The sequence below is a fragment of the Bacteroides sp. 11BF genome, from assembly GCF_019633765.1.
In the GTDB taxonomy this organism is placed as follows: Bacteria; Bacteroidota; Bacteroidia; order Bacteroidales; family Bacteroidaceae; genus Bacteroides; species Bacteroides hominis.
Genome location: NZ_JAFKPJ010000011.1, coordinates 82,674 through 108,188, shown reverse-complemented (window position 1 = coordinate 108,188; position 25,515 = coordinate 82,674). Strand labels below are relative to the sequence as shown.

The 25,515-nt window shown below is 47.2% G+C and carries 20 protein-coding genes; 9 read left to right on the top strand and 11 right to left on the bottom strand.

What is annotated here, in order from left to right; all coding sequences use genetic code 11:
• The first annotated feature begins 10 nt into the window (after positions 1 to 10).
• Positions 11 to 580, top strand: coding sequence for a nitroreductase family protein (locus tag JZY04_RS13015; RefSeq protein ID WP_032530916.1), 570 nt, complete (start codon positions 11 to 13; stop codon positions 578 to 580).
• Between the two features lie 116 nt (positions 581 to 696).
• On the opposite strand, the gene gcvP is transcribed toward JZY04_RS13015, so the two are convergent.
• The 4 genes from gcvP to JZY04_RS12995 all read right to left on the bottom strand — a co-directional run bounded on the left by gcvP (position 697) and on the right by JZY04_RS12995 (position 5,816).
• Positions 697 to 3,546 (bottom strand): aminomethyl-transferring glycine dehydrogenase, encoded by a 2,850-nt coding sequence (gene gcvP / locus JZY04_RS13010; protein WP_122143419.1) that lies wholly within the window; start codon positions 3,544 to 3,546, stop codon positions 697 to 699.
• A gap of 42 nt (positions 3,547 to 3,588) precedes the next feature.
• A complete protein-coding gene (locus JZY04_RS13005) occupies positions 3,589 to 4,227 on the bottom strand; it encodes an MBL fold metallo-hydrolase (protein WP_005777014.1) in 639 nt (212 codons plus the stop codon).
• Between the two features lie 19 nt (positions 4,228 to 4,246).
• The gene (rsmG, locus tag JZY04_RS13000) at positions 4,247 to 4,867 is read right to left on the bottom strand and encodes a 16S rRNA (guanine(527)-N(7))-methyltransferase RsmG (RefSeq protein WP_005777016.1); all 621 of its coding nucleotides are present in this window, start codon (positions 4,865 to 4,867) and stop codon (positions 4,247 to 4,249) included.
• Positions 4,868 to 4,961: 94 nt separating this feature from the next.
• Positions 4,962 to 5,816 (bottom strand): RsiV family protein, encoded by an 855-nt coding sequence (locus tag JZY04_RS12995; RefSeq protein WP_005777018.1) that lies wholly within the window; start codon positions 5,814 to 5,816, stop codon positions 4,962 to 4,964.
• Positions 5,817 to 5,954: 138 nt separating this feature from the next.
• On the opposite strand from JZY04_RS12995, the gene JZY04_RS12990 reads away from it, so the two are divergent.
• The 4 genes from JZY04_RS12990 to JZY04_RS12975 all read left to right on the top strand — a co-directional run bounded on the left by JZY04_RS12990 (position 5,955) and on the right by JZY04_RS12975 (position 11,370).
• Positions 5,955 to 6,350, top strand: coding sequence for a hypothetical protein (locus tag JZY04_RS12990; protein WP_122143418.1), 396 nt, complete (start codon positions 5,955 to 5,957; stop codon positions 6,348 to 6,350).
• Between the two features lie 179 nt (positions 6,351 to 6,529).
• Complete coding sequence (locus JZY04_RS12985) at positions 6,530 to 8,746, top strand: TonB-dependent receptor (protein WP_122143417.1); 2,217 nt, start codon at positions 6,530 to 6,532, stop codon at positions 8,744 to 8,746.
• Between the two features lie 50 nt (positions 8,747 to 8,796).
• Positions 8,797 to 9,108 carry a heavy-metal-associated domain-containing protein gene (locus tag JZY04_RS12980; protein WP_005777023.1) on the top strand — a complete coding sequence of 104 codons (312 nt, stop codon included), beginning with the start codon at positions 8,797 to 8,799 and terminating at the stop codon, positions 9,106 to 9,108.
• A 51-nt stretch (positions 9,109 to 9,159) separates the two neighbouring features.
• Positions 9,160 to 11,370, top strand: coding sequence for a cation-translocating P-type ATPase (locus JZY04_RS12975; RefSeq protein WP_005805402.1), 2,211 nt, complete (start codon positions 9,160 to 9,162; stop codon positions 11,368 to 11,370).
• Positions 11,371 to 11,486: 116 nt separating this feature from the next.
• Here JZY04_RS12975 and JZY04_RS12970 read toward each other — a convergent pair whose 3' ends face one another.
• Positions 11,487 to 12,326: a helix-turn-helix domain-containing protein gene (locus JZY04_RS12970; protein WP_005777027.1), complete on the bottom strand. Its 840-nt coding sequence runs from the start codon at positions 12,324 to 12,326 to the stop codon at positions 11,487 to 11,489.
• Between the two features lie 65 nt (positions 12,327 to 12,391).
• Here JZY04_RS12970 and lipB point away from each other — a divergent pair, with 65 nt between their 5' ends.
• Positions 12,392 to 13,057, top strand: a complete 666-nt coding sequence (gene lipB / locus JZY04_RS12965; RefSeq protein ID WP_032536143.1) for a lipoyl(octanoyl) transferase LipB — start codon at positions 12,392 to 12,394, stop codon at positions 13,055 to 13,057.
• 590 nt (positions 13,058 to 13,647) lie between these two features.
• Here the strand turns inward: lipB and JZY04_RS12960 are convergent.
• From JZY04_RS12960 to JZY04_RS12935, 6 genes are all read right to left on the bottom strand, one after another.
• The gene (locus tag JZY04_RS12960; RefSeq protein WP_032530914.1) at positions 13,648 to 14,424 is read right to left on the bottom strand and encodes an N-acetylmuramoyl-L-alanine amidase-like domain-containing protein; all 777 of its coding nucleotides are present in this window, start codon (positions 14,422 to 14,424) and stop codon (positions 13,648 to 13,650) included.
• Positions 14,425 to 14,459: 35 nt separating this feature from the next.
• Positions 14,460 to 15,287: an alpha/beta hydrolase gene (locus JZY04_RS12955; RefSeq protein WP_122143416.1), complete on the bottom strand. Its 828-nt coding sequence runs from the start codon at positions 15,285 to 15,287 to the stop codon at positions 14,460 to 14,462.
• Positions 15,284 to 17,272: an OPT family oligopeptide transporter gene (locus JZY04_RS12950; RefSeq protein ID WP_122143415.1), complete on the bottom strand. Its 1,989-nt coding sequence runs from the start codon at positions 17,270 to 17,272 to the stop codon at positions 15,284 to 15,286. The genes JZY04_RS12955 and JZY04_RS12950 overlap by 4 nt, the downstream gene beginning before the upstream one ends.
• A 130-nt stretch (positions 17,273 to 17,402) precedes the next feature.
• On the bottom strand, positions 17,403 to 17,798 hold the full coding sequence (locus tag JZY04_RS12945; RefSeq protein ID WP_005777034.1) for a DUF1573 domain-containing protein: 396 nt from the start codon (positions 17,796 to 17,798) through the stop codon (positions 17,403 to 17,405).
• A gap of 185 nt (positions 17,799 to 17,983) precedes the next feature.
• The gene (locus tag JZY04_RS12940) at positions 17,984 to 19,303 is read right to left on the bottom strand and encodes a PAS domain-containing sensor histidine kinase (RefSeq protein ID WP_005805410.1); all 1,320 of its coding nucleotides are present in this window, start codon (positions 19,301 to 19,303) and stop codon (positions 17,984 to 17,986) included.
• A gap of 20 nt (positions 19,304 to 19,323) precedes the next feature.
• Positions 19,324 to 20,694: a sigma-54 dependent transcriptional regulator gene (locus JZY04_RS12935; protein ID WP_032530860.1), complete on the bottom strand. Its 1,371-nt coding sequence runs from the start codon at positions 20,692 to 20,694 to the stop codon at positions 19,324 to 19,326.
• Between the two features lie 226 nt (positions 20,695 to 20,920).
• Here JZY04_RS12935 and JZY04_RS12930 point away from each other — a divergent pair, with 226 nt between their 5' ends.
• The 3 genes from JZY04_RS12930 to JZY04_RS12920 are packed head-to-tail and all read left to right on the top strand — an operon-like array spanning position 20,921 to position 25,384.
• Entirely contained in the window at positions 20,921 to 22,267 is a 1,347-nt protein-coding gene (locus JZY04_RS12930) for a DUF4933 domain-containing protein (protein ID WP_122143414.1), read from the top strand.
• A gap of 6 nt (positions 22,268 to 22,273) precedes the next feature.
• Positions 22,274 to 24,691, top strand: coding sequence for an ABC transporter permease (locus JZY04_RS12925; protein ID WP_122143413.1), 2,418 nt, complete (start codon positions 22,274 to 22,276; stop codon positions 24,689 to 24,691).
• 18 nt (positions 24,692 to 24,709) lie between these two features.
• Positions 24,710 to 25,384 (top strand): ABC transporter ATP-binding protein, encoded by a 675-nt coding sequence (locus tag JZY04_RS12920; RefSeq protein ID WP_122143412.1) that lies wholly within the window; start codon positions 24,710 to 24,712, stop codon positions 25,382 to 25,384.
• The last annotated feature ends 131 nt before the right edge of the window (positions 25,385 to 25,515 follow it).

Here is a 25,515-nt window from a genome sequence, read left to right as displayed (position 1 = left end):
GATATTCATGATGAAAACCAATGAAGTTTTAGAAACGATAAAGGCACGCCGCAGTGTGCGTGTCTATGATAAAAAGCAGGTACCGTCGGAAGACTTGAATGCCATACTGGAGGCAGCTACCTATGCACCGAGCGGCATGCATTATGAAACGTGGCATTTTACGGCAGTCCGTAATGCGGCTAAACTTGAAGAACTGAACAATCGTATCAAGGGAGCATTTGCTAAAAGTGACGATAAGCGCCTTCAGGAGCGTGGACATAGTGAGACTTATTGTTGTTATTATCATGCTCCGAGTTTGGTCATTGTTTCTAATGACCCTACCCAGTGGTGGGCCGGGATGGACTGTGCCTGTGCCATTGAGAATATGTTTTTGGCAGCCCGTTCTTTGGGCATCGGTTCTTGCTGGATCAATCAACTCGGGACGACTTGCGATGATCCGGAAGTCCGGGCGTATCTGACCTCTCTTGGAGTACCCGAGAACCATAAAGTTTACGGTTGCGTAGCTTTGGGATATCAGGCAGAAGGTGTATCGTTGAAGGAAAAAACGGTGAAAGAAGGTACAATAACCATTGTGGAATAGAGTATCGGATTCAAGTTTAAATTCACCACAGAGTAACACAGGGGTATCACGGAGTAGAAATTACAAGAGATAAACTCTGTGATACTCTGTGAACTCTGTAGTGAATCAAATTAATTTCAGTCGAAACAGCCATAGCATGTCGGCAATAGTTTGCGGTCGCCTAATGTATTATCGACACGGGCTACATTCACCCAAAACTTATTTTCACGTACACTTTCTATCGGGTATGCAGCTTTTTCACGCGTATAGCAGTGTTCCCACCGGTCGCTTACTACTTCATACTCGGGGTGTGGAGCATTTATAAGCACATTGTCCCCCTTATCGGCTTCACCGTTCTTCACTTCCTGAATTTCATTCCAGATGGTCAACATCGTATGGATGAAGTTATCCAATTCGGCGAGGCTCTCACTTTCAGTCGGTTCAATCATCAGTGTGCCGTGAACCGGGAAGGAGAGGGTAGGAGCATGATAGCCATAATCCATCAGACGTTTGGCAATATCATTTTCACTGATACCTGTCTCTTCATATACTTTCCGACATTCCAGGATCATTTCGTGTCCCACAAAGCCGTTGGCTCCCCGGTATACGATGCCATATGTATCTTTCAGACAGGCTGCCAGATAGTTGGCATTCAGGATTGCTATTTTGGTTGCCATTGTCAGTCCTTCGGTTCCCATCATGCGGATATAGCCGTAAGTGATGGGCAGAATGCCTGCACTGCCAAATGGAGCGGCAGAAACCTCGTTCTGTGAGTTTCCGAACAGTCCGTGCCCCGGAAGGAATGGTACCAGATGTTCGGCTACACAGATCGGGCCTACACCGGGACCGCCGCCACCGTGAGGAGAAGCAAATGTTTTGTGCAGGTTCAGGTGGCAAACATCTGCACCGATAAATCCCGGATTCGTTAATCCTACCTGAGCATTCATGTTGGCGCCATCCATATATACCTGTGCTCCGCAATCGTGAATGATCTGGCAGATTTCCACGATTTCCGTTTCGAAGATACCATGTGTGGAGGGATAGGTGATCATTAACGCAGCCAGATCCTCCTTGTTTTCTTCAGCTTTGGCGCGGAGATCGTCCATGTCTACGTTTCCGTGTTCATCGCAAGCACAAGTCACGGTAGTGAAGCCTGCTTGTATGGCAGATGCCGGATTGGTCCCATGGGCAGATGCAGGGATTAATACTTTGTTCCGGTGTCCTTGTCCGATGCTTTCAAGATAAGCGCGGATGGTGCGTAGTCCGGCGTATTCACCGGCAGCACCGGAATTGGGTTGCAGGCTCACTCCGGCAAACCCGGTGATAACCTTCAACTCTTCGCTCAGGTTGTGGATCAGTTCGCGGTAACCGGCAGCCTGATCTTCCGGAACAAGCGGATGCATGCACATGAATTCGGCACAACTCAACGGTAGCATTTCGGCAGCTGCATTCAACTTCATGGTGCAGGAGCCAAGTGAAATCATTGACTGTGCCAGTGAAATATCTTTGCGGTCAAGGCGCTTGATGTAGCGCATCATTTCCGTTTCCGTGTGATATTTAGAGAATACTTCGTGTGTCAGATAGGGGCTCTGGCGTTTCAGTTCTTTGCTGATGGTACTTGTTTCGGGTACGTCATCCACTTTCTGGAAGTCTTTTCCGGCAGCAATAGCAAAGATAGACAACAGGATGTTAACGGCTGCTATATCGGTCGTTTCGTCAATGCTCAAACCTACATCGCCATTATCAAAGTAACGCAGATTCACCTCTTTGCTTAAAGCGATGGTTCGGATTTGCTGTGCTGAGATGCTATCGGGCAAGATAAAACGGAGGGTATCAAAGTATTGTTTGTTTACCTGCTTATATCCCAGTTTCCCGATATTTTTTTCAAGGAAAACAGCGATGCTATGGATGCGTGAAGCAATGTTACGGATACCTTCCTGTCCATGATAGACGGTATAGAATCCGGCCATCGTAGCCAGTAATGCCTGTGCGGTACAAATATTTGAGGTCGCCTTTTCCCGTTTGATATGCTGTTCGCGCGTCTGGAGTGCCATGCGGTAACAGAGTTTGCCATACTTGTCTTTTGACCATCCGATGATACGTCCCGGCATGTTACGTTTGTATTCGTCGCGGGTAGCGAAATAGCCAGCCGAGGGACCACCGTAGAACATCGGAGTACCCAAACGCTGTGTAGTGCCGAATACGATGTCTGCCCCCCATTCTCCCGGAGGTGTAAGCAGGGCGAGGCTCAGGATGTCGGCGGCTACAGCCACTTTGCAGTTGGCTGCATGTGCTTTTTCCGTAAACTCACGGTAATCTTCCGCATTACCATTCGCATTGGGATACTGTAAGACGCAGGCAAAGAGATCGTCTGTAAATTCAAGTTCACGGAACTTTCCGGTACGGATTTCAATTCCTTGCGGGATGGCTCGGGTAGTGATAACAGCCAGGGTTTGTGGGAAGATGTTCTCGTCGATAAATACCACATTGGCTCCGGATTTTTGCTGATTGCGTGAACGCAGAGCGTACATCATTGTCACAGCTTCGGCAGCGGCGGTTGCTTCATCAAGCAGAGAGCAGTTGGCCAATGGCATGGCAGTCAAGTCGCATACGGAGGTTTGGAAATTCATTAAAGCTTCCAGTCTGCCTTGCGAAACTTCTGTCTGGTAAGGAGTATAGGAAGTATACCAGACGGGGTTTTCGAAGACGTTACGTTGGATGACTGCCGGAGTGATTGTGTTGTACCATCCCATGCCGATATAGGTCGTGAACAACTTGTTTTTGCTTGCCAACTCGGCAATGTGGCGGGCAAATTCATATTCGGTCATCGGCGCAGGCAGTGCCAGAGGTGCTTTGAGCCGGATATTGGCCGGAATGGTTTTATCAATCAGTTCGTCGAGCGAACCAACTCCAATTTTCCGGAGCATTACTTCGGCATCCGCTTTGTTGACGCCGATGTGACGGCAGGCTAATAAATCGGTTTTCATGTTATTAATGATTTATTTATAATAAGGTTTGTTGATATTCTCTTACCTGAAGAACGGATTTTCCGCCTTCTCTATCCCAATGGTAGTCGGTGCGCCGTGCCCCGGATAAACGATTGTTTCGTTGGGCAGCACGAACAGTCGGCTACAAATATGCTCTTTCAGTTCATCAAAGTTGCCTCCGGTCAGGTCTGCCCGGCCGATGCTTCCCTGAAACAATACATCTCCTGAAAACATGCAGTTTTCTGCCTGGCAATAATATACAAGACTTCCGGGAGAGTGTCCGGGTACATGGATTGCCTCCAGCGTTGTATTTCCAAAAGTTATGATATCCCCGTCATGCAGGTATTTTCCCAATGGCACAGGTGCCTCGTTCAGCTGAAAACCAAACATGCGGCTCTGCTTGGGAGCTTCGTCTATCCAGTATTCGTCCGCCTGGTTTGCTTCGGCAGATAGGCCGAACTCACGGAGCATGAATGGATTACCGAAGATGTGATCCAGATGTAAGTGAGTGTTCAGCAGATGTTTTACGTTCAGATGGTTGGTGACGATGAAGTTCTTTAAAGCTTGTTTCTCTTCGTCATAAAAGCAGCCTGGGTCTATCACGACTGCCTCGTTCGTTTCATCCCATAACACATAGCAGTTTACGGGAAACATATTGAACTCAAATCTCTTTATTTTCATGACTATGTTGTTTGATCGTTTAAATCGTTACATATACCACTTTCTTGGTCTGGAAAAACTCTTCGTCGAAATCCTCACTCAGGCTATGCATGGTTGTCTTGTGCTTGAACGGCATTGCTTCATGTTCCAACTCGCCGCCTTTCAGGCAGATTAACCCGTTGGGGAGGGCATTTTGCTGTTTGGACGAAATGTTCTTCCGGATTATCTTTATCAAATCGGCCAGGGGCATCACGGCACGGCTTACGACAAAGTCGAATGTTTGTTTTTCCTCCTCGGCTCTGGCATGACGGAAAGTGACGTTCTTTAGACCGATGGCATTGGCCACTTCGGTTGCTACACGTACTTTCTTTCCAATGCTGTCCACCAAGTGAAACTTTGTATCCGGAAAAAGAATAGCCAGCGGGATACCGGGGAATCCGCCTCCGGTGCCAAGATCCATAACTTTGCTACCCGGACGGAAACGAATGACACGGGCAATTCCCAGTGAATGGAGCACATGATGTTCGTACAAGTTTTCAATGTCTTTGCGCGAGATTACGTTGATTTTAGAATTCCAGTCAATGTAAAGTTCGTAAAGAGCTGCGAATTGTTTGCGTTGCTCTTCCGTCAAGTCAGGAAAGTATTTAAGAAGAAGCTCCACTCCGGTTTCCCCTCCGGTAGAGGGGAGGGAGGAAGTTTGTTCTGTTGTATCCATAAGGTTGTAATATATCTGTATTTTAATAAAAAGGGTTAATCTATTGAGCTTTCATCTCTCCGATGATCGGGTTGCTGCCCAGCATGTGCTCCATCATCTCGTATGGAATCTTAATTTCTACCGGTCCCATGGCATACGGAGTGATGTCGTATACATTATAATAGAAGGTAATGCCGTCTTTGTCGAGGTAGAAGTTTTCTGTCGGGGCGATATCTCCGGTAGAACCGTAGCCCATATCTTCAAGTGCTTCATGGGTCGTTACTTTTTTGTCTGCCATCAGCTGGTTCCATAACAGGTCGGTCAGTGCTTCCTTATAATCACCTGTGAAAATGTCATCCAGCTTCAGTGGACGTAGGTTTATCAGATCCATATTGAGGAAGGTTGTCATGTAAATGCCATGCGCGCCTCCGGTATATTCATTGTAGTTGATGCGATAAACCAACAGGTTCTTATAATAGAGTTGCACGTGGCTCTCTATTCCTTTATAATACGAATACCATGCGCCGATGGACCCTTCGCTTTCTTTGTTCTTTTCGTCTTCGGCATACATGGGTTCAAGGTCTGTGCGATATTCCTTTACGTAATGTTCAGTATATTCCTTTACCACCTTTGCCGGTTTTTCACCGATATATCCTTCTCCGAAGCAGGCAGCTATAAAGTAGCTGTTCAGGCTATCCTTCAATTTGTTGTCCGATGACTTCACCGGATACGTGAAATTGATGGTCAGGTTACATGCCGGCTTTGCCGTATCTCCGAAGAGATGTGCCGTTTCGTTCACTTGTATGCTGTCGAATTCCAGCGCACCGGTATTCTTGTTCATCTTGTCACCACAAGAAAATAAAAAGCCACTTGTAGCAAGTATTATCGCAAGCAGACTGACATATTGTTTTTTCATAAGGGGTTCTTCTTTAAATTCAACATTTATATAATCGTTCACTATCGACAAATATAGTTCATATTAGTGAATCGGCAGCATAAAAAAAGAAAAAAGAATGAGGAGAGCTGGTTAAATCTGCTTATCTTTGCAACCGTTATGAAGAGATTCCGCTATATACTCGCTGTTATTCTTTCCCTCCTTATAGTGTATGTAGGGGCGGGAGTCTCTGTCGTTCAATATTGTTGCAGTGGTTGTGAGACGGCAAATTGCTGTTGTGCCGACAAATGCGGCTTCTGTGATAAATTCGATTTTGAATTCCATAAATCGTGCCGGGGTGAGGGATGTACGGCGACTATCTATAAACTTGACCTGGTGAAGCAGGCGTTCGAATCTTCTGTCCCTGCTCCTGTCAGCGTATTCCTTTGCAACCAGGTATCGGATCTGCTGTGTGCGCTTTTCCGTGACGAGGTGTTGGAAACTCCTTATGTGGTACCGCCACCTAAAACGAGTTCCCGGCATTATTTAGCTCTTTATTCTACTTTGCTTATTTAGTTTCTTCAATATTTACTGTTTGGATTGCATCACAGATTGCACAGGCTTTCACTATTTAAGGGTTAATACCGTTAATTATTGAAGCGGGACAACTTGTGTTCTTCTGTGTAATCTGTGGTGAATCCTACTTATTTCTTATTGAATATAAACCAAATAAAAAAGACAAACGAAGTTATTTAATGAAATATATATTATTGACCGGACTGCTTCTCGGCAGTCTGACTGTACAAGCGCAAGTGAGCGGTACGGTGAAAGATCAGGCCGGCGAACCGATTATCGGTGCCAACGTTTTCTGGAAGAATATTCCCGGTGGGGTAGCTACTCGTGAGGACGGTACTTTTTCCATATCCAAACCCGACAGGGGCAGTCATCTCATTGTAAGTTTTGTAGGTTACGAAAACGATACCATACAAGTGAAAGACAAGAACGCCGTTCTGGACGTAGTACTTCGCGAGGGGATGGAACTGAGTGAAGTGAATATTGTCAGTCGTAAGTTGAGCACATTGAAGCTGCGCAACAGCGTGATGAACGAAGAGATCATTACCAGTGACGAGCTCTGTCGTGCAGCATGTTGCAATCTTGGCGAGAGTTTTGTCACCAATCCTTCAGTGGACGTCAGCTATTCGGATGCCGCTACCGGAGCGAAGCAGATCAAGTTGCTCGGACTATCGGGAACTTATGTGCAGATGCTGACCGAGAATATTCCGAACTATCGCGGTGCTGCTTCTCCTTACGGATTGGGTTATGTTCCCGGTCCCTGGATGCACAGCATACAAGTATCCAAGGGGATTTCGTCCGTGAAGAATGGTTATGAAGCCCTTACCGGACAGATCAATGTTGAATTTAAGAAGCCGCAACTGCCTGAGGCGGATTGGGTTTCGGCCAATCTTTTTGCCAGTACCACCAATCGTTATGAGGCGAATGCGGATGCCACGGTGAAACTTTCCAAACGATGGAGTACTTCGTTGCTGGCACATTACGAAAATGAAACGAAAGCACATGACGGCAACGATGACGGCTTTGCCGATATTCCCCAGATAGAGCAGTATAATTTTTGGAACCGTTGGGCCTATATGGGTGACCACTATGTGTTTCAGGCAGGCATCAAAGCGCTGGACGAAAGCAGAAAAGGCGGTCAGGTGAGTCATAGCGGCGTGCCGGCAGCCGATCGCTATGCTATCGATATTGAAACCCGCCGTTACGAGGCTTTTGCCAAGAATGCCTATATATTTAATAAGGAGAAGAATACGAATCTTGCGCTGATTCTGTCCGGTACGCTGCACAACCAGGATGCGCTTTATGGACGGAAGATTTATGATGTTGACCAGTCCAACGCTTATGCTTCGCTGATGTTTGAAACCGAATTTACAAAGCAACACAGTCTTTCGGCGGGATTCAGTTATAATTATGACGGATATGACCAGCATTACCGTTTGACCAACAATACTGACACTCCGTTGACGAAGGCTTTTGCACGCGAATCGGTAGGAGGAGCTTATGCGCAGTACACTTTTAATCTGGAGAATAAACTGGTGGTGATGGCCGGACTTCGTGGCGACCATAGCAGTGAGTACGGCTTTTTCGTGACTCCACGTGCCCACATTAAATACAACCCCAATGATTTTGTTCATTTCCGTCTTTCTGCCGGAAAAGGGTATCGTACGAATCACGTGCTTGCCGAAAACAATTATCTGATGGCAAGTAGCCGGAAGGTAAGTATTGCCAGTCACCTCGACCAGGAAGAAGCGTGGAACTATGGCGCAAGTATATCGGGTTACATTCCGCTTTTCGGGAAAACGCTGAACCTGAATCTGGAATACTATTACACTGACTTCCTGAAACAGGTCGTTGTCGATATGGATACGAATCCCCATGAGGTGGCATTCTACAATCTCGACGGACGGTCGTATTCACAAGTGTTTCAGGTGGAGGCTACCTATCCGTTCTTTCAGGGTTTTTCGCTGACAGCTGCCTATCGTTGGACAGACGCCAAGACGACTTACAATCACCGGTTGATGGAGAAGCCGCTGACCGGGAAATACAAAGGACTTGTAACCGCTTCTTATCAGACTCCGCTGGGCTTGTGGCAGTTTGATGCCACCTGGCAGATGAATGGAGGAGGACGTATGCCCGATCCGTATACACTTGCTGACGGCACTCCTTCGTGGGATGCCCGTTATAAAGGCTTTAGTCAGCTTAGTGCACAGGTGACGCGCTATTTCCGACGCTGGTCGGTATACATTGGAGGTGAGAACCTGACAAATTTCAAACAAAAGAATCCGATTATCGATGCAGCCAATCCTTGGGGAGACCATTTTGACTCGACTATGATATGGGGACCGGTACATGGAGCAAAGGGATATATCGGAGTGAGGTTTAACCTGGCACGAGATTGAAAGAGAGTAAAACGAACGACTAAAATTATTGATTACTAATACTTACATTCATGAAGACTAAAAAAATGATTGCCACACTGGTGGTGGCTTTACTTTCGGTGACTGCCGTTGCGGCAAAAGACTTTCGTACCGTTGTTTTCAAAGTGGCACAGATGGAGTGCGCCAACTGCGAACGAAAGGTGAAGAACAATATCAAGTTCGAAAAAGGACTTAAAAACTTTAAGACTGATTTGAAAACTCAAACCGTCACCATCACTTACGATGCGGAAAAGACGAATGTTGAAAAACTGAAAGAAGGCTTTCGGAAATTTAAATACGAAGCTGTAGTCATAAAGGAAGCAAAGGAAACGGACAAGAAGTGAACATTGTTCTTTACCTCATTGTTTATTAGATAGTATATATAATAATAGATTATGGGTAATATTATAAAGAAAGCGTTTCCTGTACTGAACATGCACTGTGCGGGGTGCGCTAATAATGTGGAAAAAACAGTGAAGAAATTGGCCGGTGTGGTAGACGCATCGGTCAACTTCGCCACAAACACACTGTCCGTTTCGTACGAAGCCGACAAGCTGACTCCCGGAGAAATCCGTGCGGCCGTACTTGCCGCAGGTTATGACCTGATAGTGGAAGAGGCCCTGAAAGAGGAGCGTCAGGAGGAGGCCCAGGAGAAACATTACCGACTGCTGAAGCGGCAGGTCATCGGTGCATGGATCTTCGTTGTCCCCATGTTGCTGTTTTCTATGGTCTTGATGCATGTGCCCTTCTCTAACGAGATTCAGTTGATACTCGCCCTTCCCGTGATGATTTTCTTCGGAGGTTCTTTCTATGTCAATGCCTGGCGGCAGGCACGTTTGGGGAGGAGTAATATGGATACCCTGGTGGCACTCAGTACCTCCATCGCCTTCCTGTTCAGCGTCTTCAACACATTTTTTCCCGAATTCTGGTATAACCGAGGACTTGAACCTCACGTTTACTATGAGGCGGCAGTAGTCATCATCGCTTTTGTGCTGACCGGTAAACTGATGGAAGAGCGTGCCAAGGGGAATACCTCTACTGCCATTCGGAAGTTGATGGGACTTCAACCCCGTGTGGCCCGTGTGCTTCGGGGAGGAGTTGAAGAAGATATCCTGATAGACCAGTTGCAGGCAGGCGACCTGGTGGTGGTACGTCCCGGTGAGCAGATTCCCGTAGACGGGCGGTTGTCCGAAGGAGAATCTTATGTAGACGAAAGTATGATCAGCGGCGAACCGATTCCCGTAGAAAAGAAAACGGGCGACCGTGTATTGGCGGGAACTATCAACCAGAAAGGCTCTTTTGTGATTAAAGCCTCCAGTGTAGGAAGCGAGACGGTGCTGGCACGCATCATCCGCATGGTGCAGGAGGCTCAGGGGAGTAAAGCGCCCGTACAGCGCATCGTAGACCGGGTGACCGGAATCTTTGTGCCTGTCGTGCTTTGTATTGCCGTGCTGACGTTTGTTATCTGGCTTTTGGTGGGAGGTACCGATTATTTCTCACATGCCCTGCTTTCGGCAGTATCCGTACTGGTCATTGCCTGTCCGTGTGCTCTGGGACTTGCCACACCTACCGCTCTGATGGTGGGCATAGGCAAAGCAGCCAGTAATCATATCCTGATTAAGGATGCGGTTGCCCTCGAGCAGATGCGTAAAGTAGATGTAGTGGTGCTCGATAAAACCGGGACGTTGACCGAGGGACATCCCACGGTTTCCGGATGGCTTTGGGCACAGGTGCAGGAAGAACATTTCAAGAATGTCCTGTTGGCGGCCGAACTTAAATCCGAACATCCGCTTGCCGGAGCCATTGTCTCTTCTCTGCAGGAAGTGGAGAAAATAGTTCCTGCCCAACTGGACAGCTTTGAGAGTATCACCGGAAAAGGAATCAAGGTGGTTTATCAAGGGGAGACTTATTGGGTGGGCAGCCACAAGTTACTGAAAGATTTCAGCGCTTCGCTCTCTGATGTGCTTGCCGAAATGATGGTGCAATACGAATCGGATGGAAACAGCATTGTATACTTTGGCCGTGGCAGTGAGGTGCTTGCCGTAATTGCCATTGCCGATCAGATAAAGCCGACTTCGGCCGAGGCTGTGAAAGAGTTGAAACGTCAGGGGATCGACATTTGTATGCTGACCGGCGACGGACAACGCACGGCACTTGCCGTATCGGGTAAGTTGGGCATCGACCGCTTTGTGGCAGATGCCTTGCCGGATGATAAAGAAGAGTTTGTGCGTGAACTCCAGATGCAGGGAAAAACCGTAGCTATGGTAGGTGACGGAATTAACGACTCACAGGCGTTGGCACTGGCCGATGTCAGCATAGCGATGGGGAAAGGGACGGATATAGCCATGGATGTAGCAATGGTTACGTTGATGACATCCGACCTGCTGTTGCTTCCCCGCGCCTTCGAGTTGTCAAGACAGACTGTGAAACTGATTCACCAGAATCTGTTCTGGGCATTTATCTATAATCTCATAGGTATCCCTATTGCAGCCGGCATCCTGTTCCCTATCAACGGACTGTTGCTGAACCCGATGCTTGCCAGTGCGGCAATGGCATTCTCAAGTGTTAGTGTAGTACTGAATTCATTGAGTCTGGCCAGAAAATAACAAGTCCTTTCAAAACTAACTCACCACAGAGGACACAGAGTAAACTTCAAGTCATGGATGATCAACATGAATACTCTGTGGCCTCTGTGGTGAAAATCTTTTTGCCACGAAAGGTGTCAGCTGTTTCTGAATTCCAGCGGACTCATGCCTACATATCTCCTGAAGTACTTTCCGAAAAAAGAAGCACTGGGGAAGTTCAACGAATAGGCAATCTCCTGAATGGTCATGTGAGTCGATTTCAATTTGGCTTTCGCGTCGATAATGACCACATAGGCTATCACATCCAGTACGTTGCGTCCTGTCACTTGTTTGACTGTGGTACTGAGGTGTTGCAGTGATATTCCCAACTTGTCTGCATAGAACTGGGCACGGCGTTCCTCCGCATAATGCTCTGTGACCAATCCTACCAATTCGCGGCAGATTTCTTCTTTACGGTTCGTGTTGTGATCTTTCCGGGAATATTTCTGATAAATCAGTCCGACGGCGGTCAGAATAGATTTCAAAGATACTTCCGTCATCTCGGAGGGAAGAGAGAACCTTTCATCACATGTCACTCGTGCCAACAGGGAGAAGTAATCTTTTAGATAACTGGCTATATCCTCCTGTAATTCCACAATCGGGCACTCGGTTATCTTAGAGAAAGAGCTGACCATCGATTTTATCAGATTGATTCGTTCTACACATTCCGACGAGAATCCGGCGAAGCATAAACGTACTTTCTCTGTCCGTTCGCGGAACTGGATGATAGTGCCCGGCAGCAGTGTGATCAGATCGTTCGGTTTTATTTCGTAATCGATCAGGTTAATGGTTGCGGTCATCTTACCTTCCGTACAAATAGCAAAGATGCCGGCTTTCAGCCTGCACGATTGTTTGTAGATATTCAAGATATCTTCAGTTACATCATTCCATGCCAGAAGTTCGCATGGGAGATCTACTTGTGGAAAGTCAAACTTCATATTACTTTCTTTTTTTGAATCACGCAAATATACACATTTTCTTTTATTTCTTTATCTTTGTCCGTATGAAAACAATTACAACCGATTGGGAACTTATTCCGTATTCTGAAGCATGGAGTCGACAGACGGAATGGTTCGATGCCCTCGTCCATGCCAAGCAGGGCGGGGAAAAGTACGAGAATCGCATCATTTTTTGTGAACATCCGCACGTTTATACCCTGGGGCGTAGCGGAAAGGAAAATAATATGCTGCTGGGAGAGGAGCAACTGAAGGCTATCGGTGCCACCCTCTATCACATCGACCGTGGCGGCGATATCACCTATCATGGTCCCGGGCAATTGGTGTGTTACCCGATTCTTAATCTTGAGGAGTTCGGATTGGGGCTGAAGGAATATGTACACTTACTGGAGGAAGCCGTTATCCGTGTCTGTGCATCTTACGGTGTCGAGGCCGGCCGTTTAGAGAAGGCGACAGGAGTCTGGCTGGAAGGTGATACGCCCCGTGCCCGTAAGATATGTGCGATAGGGGTTCGGAGCAGTCATTACGTGACGATGCATGGACTGGCGCTGAATGTGAATACCGATTTACGCTATTTCAGTTACATTCATCCTTGTGGTTTTATCGATAAAGGCGTGACTTCCCTTCAGAAAGAACTCGGACACAGTGTTGATATGGACGAGGTAAAAGAGAGGCTGGGGAGCGAACTGCTTACTTTCCTTTTGTCAAAATGATAATCAGACCTCTCTGGTTTGCTCTGTTTGCATCCAATGATACGGTTGCCTGGTAAAATCGCCAACCTGTAAGGTTGGCGATTTTATGTTTGATGCCGAAAGACTTTATGAGTTGGCATGATGTAAGTGTAGCAAAGCTAAATGCGTGAAGAGTTGTATCAATGGATGCTTACGGCTTTCTTTTTGACAGTCGGGACTTGTTCGTTTACGGTATGCAACCAGAGAATAATCCTTCTCTTTTTAACGATAAAACCATAACAACAGATGTAAAGTGGGAAAACATATAGAGATAATTTGAAAAGAAGTAAGCATTTCAGCGGAATGCAACCGTCTTTCGGGTCGAATGCTTACTTCTTTTCATAGAAATCCCGGCTCTTTTCGGGGCAGACCCCGGCTCTCCAGACACAAAACCCCGGCTTTTCGGGAAGAAAAGTCCTGTTTTCCGTCTTCTGTGCTTCCCGTTGCCGTTGAAAAGCAGAAGGGGCAGTCAGGAAATAAGGCTATTCTCTTTCTTACTGAAAAGAAAAATCCCCGAAACGCATCAAAATGGTTTCGGGGATCAGATAAGTTCGGTATGGTTTGTTTCCGGTTTATTTCTTCATTCTCAGCACTCTGATACCTGTCAGTGATTTTCTGTCTTTCAACATCTGGCTCAGTGCACTCTTGTCTACTATTACCTTGCCTTCTTTGGACGAAGCATGCAGCAGGTGCAGCTGTCCCTTGATGTAAATGGCAATGCCCATGTGGCTTACGTCCAACCCCGGAGTATTGGTGGTCAGGGCAATAATGTCCCCATTCTTGATCCAGGGCAATCCGTCCGGCTCCAGTTTGTCTTTCGGAAGGTAATGAACCTCTTTACCGCTCAGTGCCTTTTCATACTTTGCCATCTGCGCTACATTTTCCGGAGAGTTCTTCAACGATTTGTAGAGTTGCGGATGTGTGCTCATGTAAGAGATCGACAGTTTCTGCGTGAAAGGGCTGTGGGCAGCCGTTACGTCTTCAAGAAAGCCTTGGCGGACACCATTATTGATCCAGTCGGATATATAATGCAGACGAGAGGTATAACCGTCAATTTTTCCGTCGCGATAGCGGATACGTTGCAGGTTACGAGCAAAGTCACTTTCCTGCATGTCGTCTCCCTGTTGCGGGCAGAGTGCCATTGCCAGTGCATATTCTACGAAAGTGGTGCAGTCCACCTCGTCACAATTGATAATGAGGTCTTCTGCATCGTCTACTTCAAGGGTACCTGCCTTATAGGGGGTATCAACGAACCCGAGTCCGTTACTCAGCACCAGACTGTTCTCCTGTGCTGCAACTGTTCCGGCCAATAGGCTGGTACATAACAAAAGTGTACGAATTGTTTTCATCTTTATAAATGTTGTTTCGTGAGTTTCTTTATATATCATCTGGAGAATTTCACTCCGTCGCGGAGCCATTTTTCCAGTTCCTCTGTCCATTGGCGCTTGTAGATAAAGCTGTCATGGAATCCCCAGCCATGTCCTCCCGTAGGATAAATGTGCATAGATGCAGGAACTCCCTGCTTTTGCAGGGCCAGGTAATAGCACACTCCGTTAGCCGGGACCACCGCACTGTCATCTGATGATAAAACAATGAAAGCCTGCGGTGTGTTTGGCGTCACTTGCTTTTCATTGGAATACTTTTCTTCAGTTTCGGCGGAAGCATCTTTTCCGATCAGGCTGTCGTGCGATCCCATGTGAGTAAAGCTCCTGTCCATTGTTATCACCGGATAGAGCAATATCTGAAAATCCGGGCGTGTCTCTTCACTACTGTAATGTGTGGCAAGAGTAGAGGCAAGATGTCCTCCGGCAGAAGCACCCATAATGCCTACTCTTTCAGGACGAATATTCCATTCCTTGGCATGTCGGCGCACTATTCGTATGGCTTCTTCCACATCCGATAAGGGCACCTGGCTGTTTCCATTGGGCATTCGGTATTTCAGTACTGCATAAGTGATGCCTTGTGCGTTGAACCAAGCTGCCATGTCGTGTCCTTCATGTGCCATGGCCAGATTGACATACGCTCCTCCGGGACACATGATGACAGTTGTCCCGTTAGGATGCGACGGACGATAGACGGTAATTGTCGGTTGTTGTGCGTCGAGTCCGTTATCGTTGGGAGCTCCGTTGGGCCATAATGGCAGCTCAACGGGCTTTTGTGCAAACGAAAAGGTTGCTATGAACAATACTAAAAATGCAGCTATATACTTCATTTTACCTTCATGGATGCTTTAATGAAATACAGGATTAGCAGTACGTAAGCTACCAGGGCAGCCAACTGTGAGAGGGTATTGTTGAGCCATGCATCGTTCACCAGATTGATTCCGCCGAAGCGCATGGCAGCGCTGACTACACCCATCAGGGCACCTCCGGCAATGAATCCGGATGCCAGCAGAGTCCCTTTTTCGCCCCGTTCGGTGTTGAGCGCACTGTCTTTGCTGCGGGTGGTGACATACCAGTTGATAGCTCCGCCCACTACGAGCGGTACATTCAGTTCGAGCGGGATGAACATACCCAACGCAAATGCCAGTGCGGGAACCTTAAAGAACGTCAGGATGATGGCCAGCACCGCACCGATGCCGTACAGCAGCCAAGGGGCGCCTACACCACTCATCAAAGGTTCGATTACAGCAGCCATCGCGTTGGCCTGCGGTGCGGCAAGTTGTCCGCTTGTGAATCCGTATGTCTTGTTCAGGATAATCATTACACCGCCTACGGTGGCAGCGGATACGATTGTTCCGAGGAACTTCCACGCTTCCTGCTTGGCGGGCGTACTGCCCAGCCAGTAGCCGATCTTCAGGTCGGTGATGAAACCGCCTGCCATAGAGAGGGCTGTGCAGACTACACCGCCCATCACTAATGCGGCAACCATGCCCGAAGGACCTTTCAGCCCGACGGCTACCATTACAACCGATGCCAGAATCAGCGTCATCAGCGTCATGCCCGATACCGGATTGGTACCTACAATGGCGATGGCGTTGGCCGCTACGGTGGTGAACAGGAATGAAATTCCGGCTACCAGTAAAATGGCTACCAGTGTATGTACCAGGTTACCCTGCATTACGTCGAAATAAAAGAACAGCACCACCAGGATCAGCGTGATGATGGAACCGATGGCAATGATCTTCATGGAGAGGTCGCGTTGCGTACGGATGACGTTTTTCTCCACGTCTCCTTTTCCTCCCATCTCTTTAGCTGCCAGTCCCACTGCGCTGCGGATGATGCCCCATGATTTGATGATACCGATCACTCCCGCCATGGCGATACCGCCGATACCGATGCTTTTGGCATAATGGGAGAAGATCTGCTCCGGACGCATGGAACCTACAGTGGCGGTGATTTCCGGATTCCACTGGTTCAGTACAGAGTCGCCGAAGAAAAGGGACATGCCCGGTACGATGATCCACCATACGGCCAATGAACCGATGCAGATAATGGAAGCGTACTTCAATCCTACGATATAGCCCAAACCCAGTACGGCTGCACCGGTGTTTACTTTAAATACCAGTTTGGCTTTCTCTGCCAACATTTCACCCGCACCACAGACGCGGGTGGTGAAGTTCTCGTTCCACCAGCCGAAAGTTGCCACGATAAAGTCGTACAGACCTCCGATTAACCCGGCCATCAGCAATGGTTTTGCCTGGCTGCCGCCCTTCTCGCCCGACACCAGCACCTGTGTAGTGGCTGTTGCCTCCGGGAAAGGATATTTACCGTGCATATCGCTTACGAAGTATTTGCGGAAAGGAATCAGGAACAAGATACCCAGCACACCGCCCAGCAGTGAACTGATAAATACTTGCATGAAGGTGACTGACATTTCCGGATATTTGGCTTGCAGGATGTAGAGGGCAGGCAGTGTGAAGATGGCTCCTGCTACGATGACACCCGAGCAGGCACCGATGGACTGGATGATCACGTTTTCGCCGAGTGCGTTTTTACGTTTGGCTGCACCGGACACACCGACTGCTATGATTGCGATGGGGATGGCTGCTTCGAATACTTGTCCCACTTTGAGCCCCAGATAGGCTGCGGCAGCAGAGAAGAGGATGGCCATGGCGATTCCCCATGCTACCGACCAGAGAGTGACCTCCGGATACGTTTTCGTCGGACTCATCAGCGGGTTGTACACTTCTCCCGGCTTTAGTTCCCGGAACGCATTTTCGGGTAAGCCCGTAAATTTGTCTTCTTCTTGTTTCATAATTGTTTTTTGTAGTTTATGTATAGTTTATCGGATTTCCAAACGGTTGGTTTTTCAAAACAGCCTCAAAGTAAGCAAAAAAAAAGGAGAATCCCGAAAGATTCTCCTCTTTGTTGTTATTTATTTTTGCTTACTTTGCGTCTTTGGCCGTCATGTCGCCTTCCACAAAAAGACGTATCATCTCTGTTTTGGCGTTTGTACGCAGGGTAATCGACTTTTTGAAGTGTCCCGGATATTTATCCGTTCCGTTGTAAGTCACTTTGATTGTACCTGTTTTTCCCGGCATGATGGGTTCCTGGGTATATTCGGGTACGGTGCATCCGCATGATGCCACTGCCTGATGGATGACCAACGGGCCATCGCCGATATTCGTAAACTTGAATGTGCAACTGACAATCGGATTGTTTTCAGAGAATGTCCCGAAGTCGTGTGTTGTCTTATCAAACTTTATTTCTGCTTTACCTTGAGCCTGGACAAGACCGACGCTCAGTACCATCATAGTGATAAAAAATAGTATTTTCTTCATTTTCTATTTCTTTTTTTATGGTTTCGTGGGCGGCAAAGTTAAGGCTTTTTTTGATAAATGGTGTCGTATGACGGTGAAATTGTATTAAAAACCGTCTGATGGAGAGGGTGTAGCCATCCGGTGTATAGGGTGTAGCCCTAAGGTGCGGATGGCTACACCCAATGCCCCGGATGGCTACACCCTCCTTAAAAAAGGGGTGGAAACAGGAGGGTGAAGGTACTGCCTTTACCTGTTTCGGACGAAGCGGTGATGGTGCCGTGATGCAGGTGCATGATTTGTCGTGAGATGGTCAGTCCGATACCCGAACCGGTAGTTTTGGTAGTGAAGAACGGTACGAAAATACGTTCGAGCACTTCCTGCTCGATTCCCGTCCCATTGTCTTCAATCCTTATATACGGACGTTCGCCGGAGCTTAATCCGGTCGACAGCCGAATGTCGGTCGCATCGTTTTCACGGGCATTCCTGATCAGGTTGATAAGTACTTGTTCTATCAGATCCTTGTCTATAATAAGACGCAGGGGCTTGTCCGGCAATACCAGGTGCAAGTCATCCCGGTCTGTATGCATCAGTTGTGCTATCCCTGCCAGTAATTCCCGGTCTGTATATATTTTCAGGAGCGGTTGTGGGAGATGGGATACTTCCCTGTAGCTGTTCACGAACCGGATCAGTCCGTCGCCTCGCCGGCGGATGGTCTGCAACATCTGGAGTATTTCTTTCCGTTCTTCGGCATCACCGTCGAAGTTGCCTATCTGCTGTTCCAGCAATTCCGATAAAGAAGTGACCGGAGTGATGGAATTCATAATTTCGTGCGTCAGTACCCGGATCAGCTTTTGCCAGGCTTCCGTCTCCTGATTGTCCAATACAGAGTGTATGTTCTTCATGCTTGCTACGATCAGGGGACGTCCCTGTATGACGAACTCCATGCCTGAGAGTGCGAGTTGTATTCTTTCTTCTTCCTTTTGCACCTGCAATACAGACAGGTCTCCGGCTTTGAGCGAATAGAGCCGCGAAGGAAGTTCGGGTTGGAAGTCGGCCAGATCTTCGACACTTTTCAGTGTGGATTTTCCCAATAATCTTTTGGCAGCTTCGTTCAGCCATTCTATCTTTCCGGAAGGGGTGTAGACAAGGACCGACAGGTCGATATGATTGGCCAGAGCCTGAAAATACTGGAGTTGGCTCTCTTTTTTCTGAAGATTCTGTTTATAGAAGTCCAAGGCTTCGTTCAGTTCATCCCAAAGTTCTGCAGGGAGCGAATGGAGGTGCTCTTCTCGCTGTGCGGGCAAGGAGAGGAAATCGGAATAACGAATGGCCCAGATGAGTTGTGCCATGGCACGTGCGGAACGGAGGATATACCGGTAAATGGTGTAAGCCACGAAAAGGGTGACACAGCCTGCGACAAGCAGACTGATATAAAACCCGTGCATGCCGAGCCAGGTGGTGATAAAACAGCAGAACAGCAACGCTGCCGTTAATAAGAGGGGATGTTTCACCCATTTTTGTTTCATGTTGTTTCTGTTTGGTACTCTTACAATCCGTACTTTTCAATGCGCCTGTACAGCGATGTACGGGTGATGCCCAGCATTTCCGCAGCCACTGTGATGTTGCCGGCACAAAGGCGGAGTACTTCGTCGATAGTTTCCCGTTCCTGCCGTTCAAGGTTGTATCTCTCTTTTTCGGAGGGCTGTTCCTGCAGGGCGGGACGGAGCATAAAATCGTCGGGTGTCAGGGTGGAACTTCCTGAGAGAATGACGGCCCGCTCGATGGTGTGTTCCAGTTCGCGTACATTGCCCGGCCAGTGATAGAGCTGCATGCGCTTGCGGGCTTCTTTCGAGATGGTACGGACTTCCTTTTTATACTTCTTCCGGTAATGTTGCAAGAAATGGTCGGCCAGCAGGAACAAGTCGTTTCCCCGTTCACGCAATGGAGGAATGCGTATTTCGATGGTATTGATGCGGTAGAGGAGGTCTTGCCGGAACTGTCCGTTGTCGATAGCCGTATAGAGGTCGGTGTTGGTGGCACATATCAGCCGCACGTCTACCGGGTAAGAGGCAGTGGCTCCCAGTCGGGAACTCTTCCGTTGCTCGATGACCGAAAGCAGTTTGGCTTGTAGCGGAAGGCTGAGATTGCCGATTTCGTTGAGGAACAACGTACCTCCCGAAGCCACTTCCAGCCTGCCGGGTTTGTTTTTCCGTGCATCCGTGAATGCTCCTTTTTCATATCCGAAAAGTTCGCTCTCGAACAGTGTTTCGGGGATACTACCCAAATCGATCGGTACGTATATCCCGTTTTTGCGGGGCGACTGTTCGTATACATATCGGGCTATCAAATCCTTCCCAGTACCGTTCTCGCCCAACAATAAAAGGTTGGCATCCGTATCGGCCAATTTACGGATGGTCTGGAAGATGGCTTGCATGGCGGCCGATTCACCGATAATGCGGGTGGGTTCGGGCGAGGGCGCTGCCAAAGCCTCTTTCTGTTCTTTGAGAGATTCTACCTCCGTGCGGCTGAAACTGAGTTGCAGTGCGGCAGATACCGTAGCTATCATCTTGTCATTCTGCCAGGGCTTGGCTATAAAATCGGTGGCTCCCTGCTTGATGGCCTGTACGGCTTTTTCCGTATCGGCGTATGCGGTGATAAATATTACTACGGCCTTGGGATCGAGTTTCAGAATCTCTTCCAGCCATCGGAAACCTTCACGTCCGCTTACGGCATCGCTGCGGAAGTTCATATCCAGCAGTATTACGTCGTGATGGGTACGTGAGAGAATCGGCAACAATTCCCGCGGGTCGGTGGTGACGGTTATTGTTTCCGCAATGGGACGCAACAACATTTTCAACGTGAAGAGGATGTCTTCATTGTCGTCCGCAATCAGTATTCTTCCTCGCTTTAGTGTCATAGTCGGATGTCTTGTATAGCGACAAAGATAGGGAATATGTTTGAATAAGCGGTGTACGATATCGTACAAAAAGTGCACGGTATCGTGCAAAATACCGGTTTGCTGTTTGCGTCAATCGGCTGATAAATAAGGGAGTGCTTATTTGGTATGCTTCTTGTCATTATCTTATTAAAATAACGCATGGCATTAGGGCATCGGAGTATGAACAGGAAATAAGAAGAACGGTATGAAGAGAAGATGTTGTTACATTGAAAGTTTGTTTCTGGCAGGGATTATCTGCTTGTCAGCTTGTGGCAGTAAGAATCCGGGAGTCAGTAAGGAAGAACTGAAAAAAGAATTTGTCAAAGACAGAACTCAAAAGGATTCTCCGGTTGAAGAAAGCGCACCATCGGAGTTTGCGGAAGATTATCAGGCTCCTCCGGGTATCAAATATCAGCCCCGGATCATGACTGAAGGTGCGATTGTGCTGAATGTTGAATCGGCGTTGAAGAATGTCCGTCCTTTCCGGCTCAGTGATTTGGGGAAGGAGGTGAATTATAAAAAGATGGAACCCCGATGTGATGGGAGCTCATTGATTAGGATTGATGATGACTTTCTGGTGTTTGCCGAAGACGGACTTTGGTTGCTGGACCGAGATTTTGAGAAAAAGAAAATGCTGGTTCGTTCGGATTTAAAGGTTATTCACAGCGGAGGTGGTTCAGTGAAAGTTGAAGGAGGATATTTCCTGAGAGATTTTTATTATGATCCTGCCAAGGAGCAATTGCGATTTACATGCCGGAATATGAAGACGGGCAAAGCGCATTTAGTGGTTACTTCCTGGGCAGAGTTGCTGGCATCTCCTCAGCCGGTAGAGTTAAAGTCTATCCGCAGTAAGCTCCCGATAGACAGAAATTATCTTTTTTCCATGCCCGACGGTTATGGAATGCGTGTCAGTTGTTCGGATGAACTTTATACGATGGGATTGAAAGGTGATACGCTTTGCCATTTCGTATTGGGGGATAACGAGCGGTACAAGGCCCGGCTTTTTGAGGCTGAAGGGGATATCGTTTACTATTATCAAGGCAACACCATGTTCTACCATGCGTATGGCGGTAAGATATACAGAATAAAAAATGCTTCGACTCTGGAAGTTGCCTATAAACTCGATTTCGGTTCATTGCCCCATCTGACAGGGGCCCGGGTGGCCGGTGGGGCTGATGTGGGTAACTCTTATTTCCTCACTTCGTGCGTTGATACGGATCGCTTCCTTTTCTTAAGCATCGATAAAGGATATGATAGCATAAATGCCCGTAAAAACAGGAGTGTGAAACTTTATTCTCTGGTGTATGACAAGCGGAGCGGAGAGTTTTTCTCCTTGCCTGTGGTGTCTGATAAAGTGAATCCGGAGCAGCCGCTTATCATTGCCGATTTGCCGGAAAGTTTACCTTTTTGGCCCAACCGGAGTATAGAAGGCAATCCGGCCCAGTTTTTCTCTAAAAGTTCTTTGTTAGAGTTGTATCCGGCCCAGATGCGGGAAAATGGGCAAGTGGAGAAGTTGAGTAAGACTGATAATATCTGGTTAATTATTAAATAGGTAAATATGATAAGCCATTATTTAAAAGTAGCTCTTCGGTTGATAAAACGGAGCTTCCTGTTTTCTACCATTAATATGTTGGGATTTGTATTGGGCATGGCAGCTGCATTCCTGATTTATTTGTGGGTAGTGGATGAATTGACATTTGAAGATTATAATCCGGATGCAGGGAGGATATTCCGGGTGATTGAAGCCAATTGTACTGAGAGTGGGGAAATAGTGGAAAGCCCTTTTACAGCCATACCCTTGGCCGAAGCTTTTCGTAAAGAGTTCCCTCAGGTGGAACAGGCTACATACGTTAAAGCCAGGGAGTTAAGGTCTTTGTGCTTGAAGGACCGGAATCTTTCTGCCGATATGATATGTGTCGATACGACATTTTTTGATATGTTTCCCTTCAAAGTGGCAGAAGGTGATCCTTCCAAACTCAAATCGGGCTTCAACCATATAGTACTTTCCGAGAAAATGGCCCGAAAGTTCTTTGGTACAGCTTCGGCAATCGGACAACAGCTGATATATACCGGAGGTATGGATACTGAGTACAGCCTTACGGTAGTCGGGGTGGTAAAAGTGCCCCGTAAGAGTCATCTGCAATTTGATGCTGTCGTCGGACAGGCATTATTTGATAAGATGAACGAGAATGTATGCATCTACCGGAGCGGCACAGACTGGGATCGCAGAGAAGCGAATGTCTACGTGAAAATGCGTTCCGGTTCGTCGATGTCCGATGCAGACAGGAACCAAATGAGTCGTTTGTTGAGTAACCGTGTCCATGCAGAACGTTTACTACGGTTTCAGCCCTTGAATGATATACATTTAAAGACCGACTTTGTAGATGTATCTGTCCGGAATCACGGCAATATGACTTCCATTTTCCTGTTTATAGCTTTGGCCGTATTGATTGTTTTTATGGGGGCATTTAATTTCACTACCCTTTCTACAGCCCGGGCAGCGTTACGTTATAAAGAGATAGGAGTGAGGAAAGTGACCGGTGCCAAGCGTAAAACACTGATTGTGCAGTTTCTTTCCGAAAGTCTGGTGCAGGCGTTCATTTCACTGGTGTTGGCATTAGCCCTGACAGAACTGCTTTTACCACTCTTCAATCAGATGATGGGTAAAGATATTACCCTGCAATTCAGCTGGAGTGTATTGGCCTATATTGTTGTGGGAATTGTCGGTGTGGGATGTCTTTCCGGCAGTTATCCGGCATTTTATCTCTCGGCCATAAATCCGCTGATGGCTTTCAAAGGAGGACAAAAGTCGGGAAAAAAGGGAGGCCTGATACGCGGTCTGCTTTGCGTACAGTTTGTTATTGCCATCACGCTGCTGTTGTATACCGGCATTGTATTCAAACAATTGAATTATTTACAGAATAAAGATTTAGGTCTGAATAGAGAGAATATAGTTTCTGTCTATACGAGTTTATGGTATAACGTTGATGGATTCCGACAAGAAATTCTAAAGAATCCGAATATCCTCAGTGTTTCGATGGGGGCTGAAATTGCCGATTATATGGAAGATAGCAAGGGGCAGGGTGATGTATTGCAGTGGACGGATTCGGAAGGAAAGGTCGATTCACTGCGGATGATGTGTATCTGGGCTGATGGCAATTTTGTGAATACCTTCGGACTGAAACTTCTGAGAGGAGAGATTTTAAAGGCAGATGCCGGAGCTTATTTTAGTGGAGCGTATGATTTTCCGATAATTATTAATGAAACAGCCTGGAAGGCAATGAATGTGTCTGATCCCGTGGGTATGGAGATTAGCGGAGGTTTTGGTGTGGGGAGTTTTAAGAAACGTATTGTGGGCGTTGTGCAGGATTTTAATTTTCAATCGTTGCGTGAAAAAATTAAACCGGCATACCTGATGTACAGTCCGGAATGTCTGGTGAATATACACATTAAGATCTCTCCGGAGCATAAGCAGGAAACTTTGGCGTTTATTCAAAAGAAGTTTGAGGAGATGGCTCCCCTGTTTGTCAAGGAGTTTAAGTATCAGTTTTTTTCAGATGCTTTGAATCGGAATTACGAGAAAGAGCGACAACAAGGCCGGATGCTGTTTTCGTTTACCGTACTTGCTATTGTTATAGCCATGATGGGAGTGTTCGGGCTGGTTTCACTCTCTACCCGGCAGCGTACTAAAGAGATCGGTATCCGTAAAGTGAATGGTGCCCATTCGGATCGGATTGTAAAGATGTTCTGTCTGGAATATCTGAAATGGGTGGGCATTGCCTTTGTGATTGCTTGTCCGTCGGGCTATCTCCTGATGTACTATTGGTTGAGCGATTTTGCCTATCAAACAGCGATCAGCTGGTGGCTGTTTCCGTTGGTGGGACTGATTATAGCCGGCATCACCTTGCTTACGGTGATTGGCCAGACTTGGCGGACGGCTTCACAAAATCCGGTAAAGTCATTGAGATATGAATAATAAAAAAACTGAAAGATTATGATAAAAGCAATTGGATTGACAAAGATATTCCGTACAGAAAGTGTGCAGACTACCGCATTGAACGAAATTAGCATCGAAATATCAGAAGGAGAATTTGTAGCAATCATGGGGCCTTCGGGATGTGGAAAATCAACTTTGCTGAATATGTTGGGCTTGCTGGACAATCCTACTTCGGGGCAGCTGTGGTTCATTGACAAAGAGGTTTCCCGCTACTCGGAAAACGATCGGACGGATATGCGGAACGGGAATATTGGTTTTGTCTTCCAGAGTTTTAATCTGATAGACGAGCTGACTGTGTTTGAAAATGTGGAATTACCATTGCTGTATGCCGGAGTACCGGTTCGTGAACGTGTGGAACGTGTGAACAAGGCGTTGGAAAGAATGCAGATTGCCCATCGTGCGGAACATTATCCTCAACAACTATCCGGAGGTCAGCAGCAGCGTGTAGCTATAGCCCGGGCCATTGTGACGAATCCGCGGATTATATTAGCGGACGAGCCGACAGGTAATCTTGATTCTACCAATGGTAATGAGGTGATGGTCTTGTTGAAAGAGTTGAATAAGGATGGGGCAACTATTGTAATGGTGACCCACTCGGAAGAGAATGCGCGGGAGGCCAACCGTATTGTGAGGATGATGGATGGGTGTATTTTGACGGAAAGCAAACGATGAAGGTTTTTGAATGATAAGCAATAAGCGATCAACGATGAATAATGTGATTAACAGAGAGAATTATGATAACCTATTTTACTCGCTAATTACTTTATTCATCGTTGATCGTTGTTTACCGTCCATCATTCAAG

Excerpts from the sequence above, each read along its gene's own strand:
- JZY04_RS12945 (WP_005777034.1), bottom strand. The coding sequence starts at position 17,798 with ATGAAGAAAATACTATTTTTTATCACTATGATGGTACTGAGCGTCGGT.
- JZY04_RS12985 (WP_122143417.1), top strand. The coding sequence starts at position 6,530 with ATGAAATATATATTATTGACCGGACTGCTTCTCGGCAGTCTGACTGTA.
- gcvP (WP_122143419.1), bottom strand. The coding sequence starts at position 3,546 with ATGAAAACCGATTTATTAGCCTGCCGTCACATCGGCGTCAACAAAGCG.
- JZY04_RS12920 (WP_122143412.1), top strand. The coding sequence starts at position 24,710 with ATGATAAAAGCAATTGGATTGACAAAGATATTCCGTACAGAAAGTGTG.
- JZY04_RS13005 (WP_005777014.1), bottom strand. The coding sequence starts at position 4,227 with ATGAAAATAAAGAGATTTGAGTTCAATATGTTTCCCGTAAACTGCTAT.
- JZY04_RS12955 (WP_122143416.1), bottom strand. The coding sequence starts at position 15,287 with ATGAAGTATATAGCTGCATTTTTAGTATTGTTCATAGCAACCTTTTCG.
- lipB (WP_032536143.1), top strand. The coding sequence starts at position 12,392 with ATGAAAACAATTACAACCGATTGGGAACTTATTCCGTATTCTGAAGCA.
- JZY04_RS12995 (WP_005777018.1), bottom strand. The coding sequence starts at position 5,816 with ATGAAAAAACAATATGTCAGTCTGCTTGCGATAATACTTGCTACAAGT.
- JZY04_RS12950 (WP_122143415.1), bottom strand. The coding sequence starts at position 17,272 with ATGAAACAAGAAGAAGACAAATTTACGGGCTTACCCGAAAATGCGTTC.
- JZY04_RS12980 (WP_005777023.1), top strand. The coding sequence starts at position 8,797 with ATGAAGACTAAAAAAATGATTGCCACACTGGTGGTGGCTTTACTTTCG.
- JZY04_RS12935 (WP_032530860.1), bottom strand. The coding sequence starts at position 20,694 with ATGACACTAAAGCGAGGAAGAATACTGATTGCGGACGACAATGAAGAC.
- JZY04_RS13015 (WP_032530916.1), top strand. The coding sequence starts at position 11 with ATGAAAACCAATGAAGTTTTAGAAACGATAAAGGCACGCCGCAGTGTG.
- JZY04_RS12930 (WP_122143414.1), top strand. The coding sequence starts at position 20,921 with ATGAAGAGAAGATGTTGTTACATTGAAAGTTTGTTTCTGGCAGGGATT.
- JZY04_RS12975 (WP_005805402.1), top strand. The coding sequence starts at position 9,160 with ATGGGTAATATTATAAAGAAAGCGTTTCCTGTACTGAACATGCACTGT.
- JZY04_RS12990 (WP_122143418.1), top strand. The coding sequence starts at position 5,955 with ATGAAGAGATTCCGCTATATACTCGCTGTTATTCTTTCCCTCCTTATA.
- JZY04_RS12970 (WP_005777027.1), bottom strand. The coding sequence starts at position 12,326 with ATGAAGTTTGACTTTCCACAAGTAGATCTCCCATGCGAACTTCTGGCA.
- JZY04_RS12940 (WP_005805410.1), bottom strand. The coding sequence starts at position 19,303 with ATGAAACAAAAATGGGTGAAACATCCCCTCTTATTAACGGCAGCGTTG.
- JZY04_RS12925 (WP_122143413.1), top strand. The coding sequence starts at position 22,274 with ATGATAAGCCATTATTTAAAAGTAGCTCTTCGGTTGATAAAACGGAGC.
- JZY04_RS12960 (WP_032530914.1), bottom strand. The coding sequence starts at position 14,424 with ATGAAAACAATTCGTACACTTTTGTTATGTACCAGCCTATTGGCCGGA.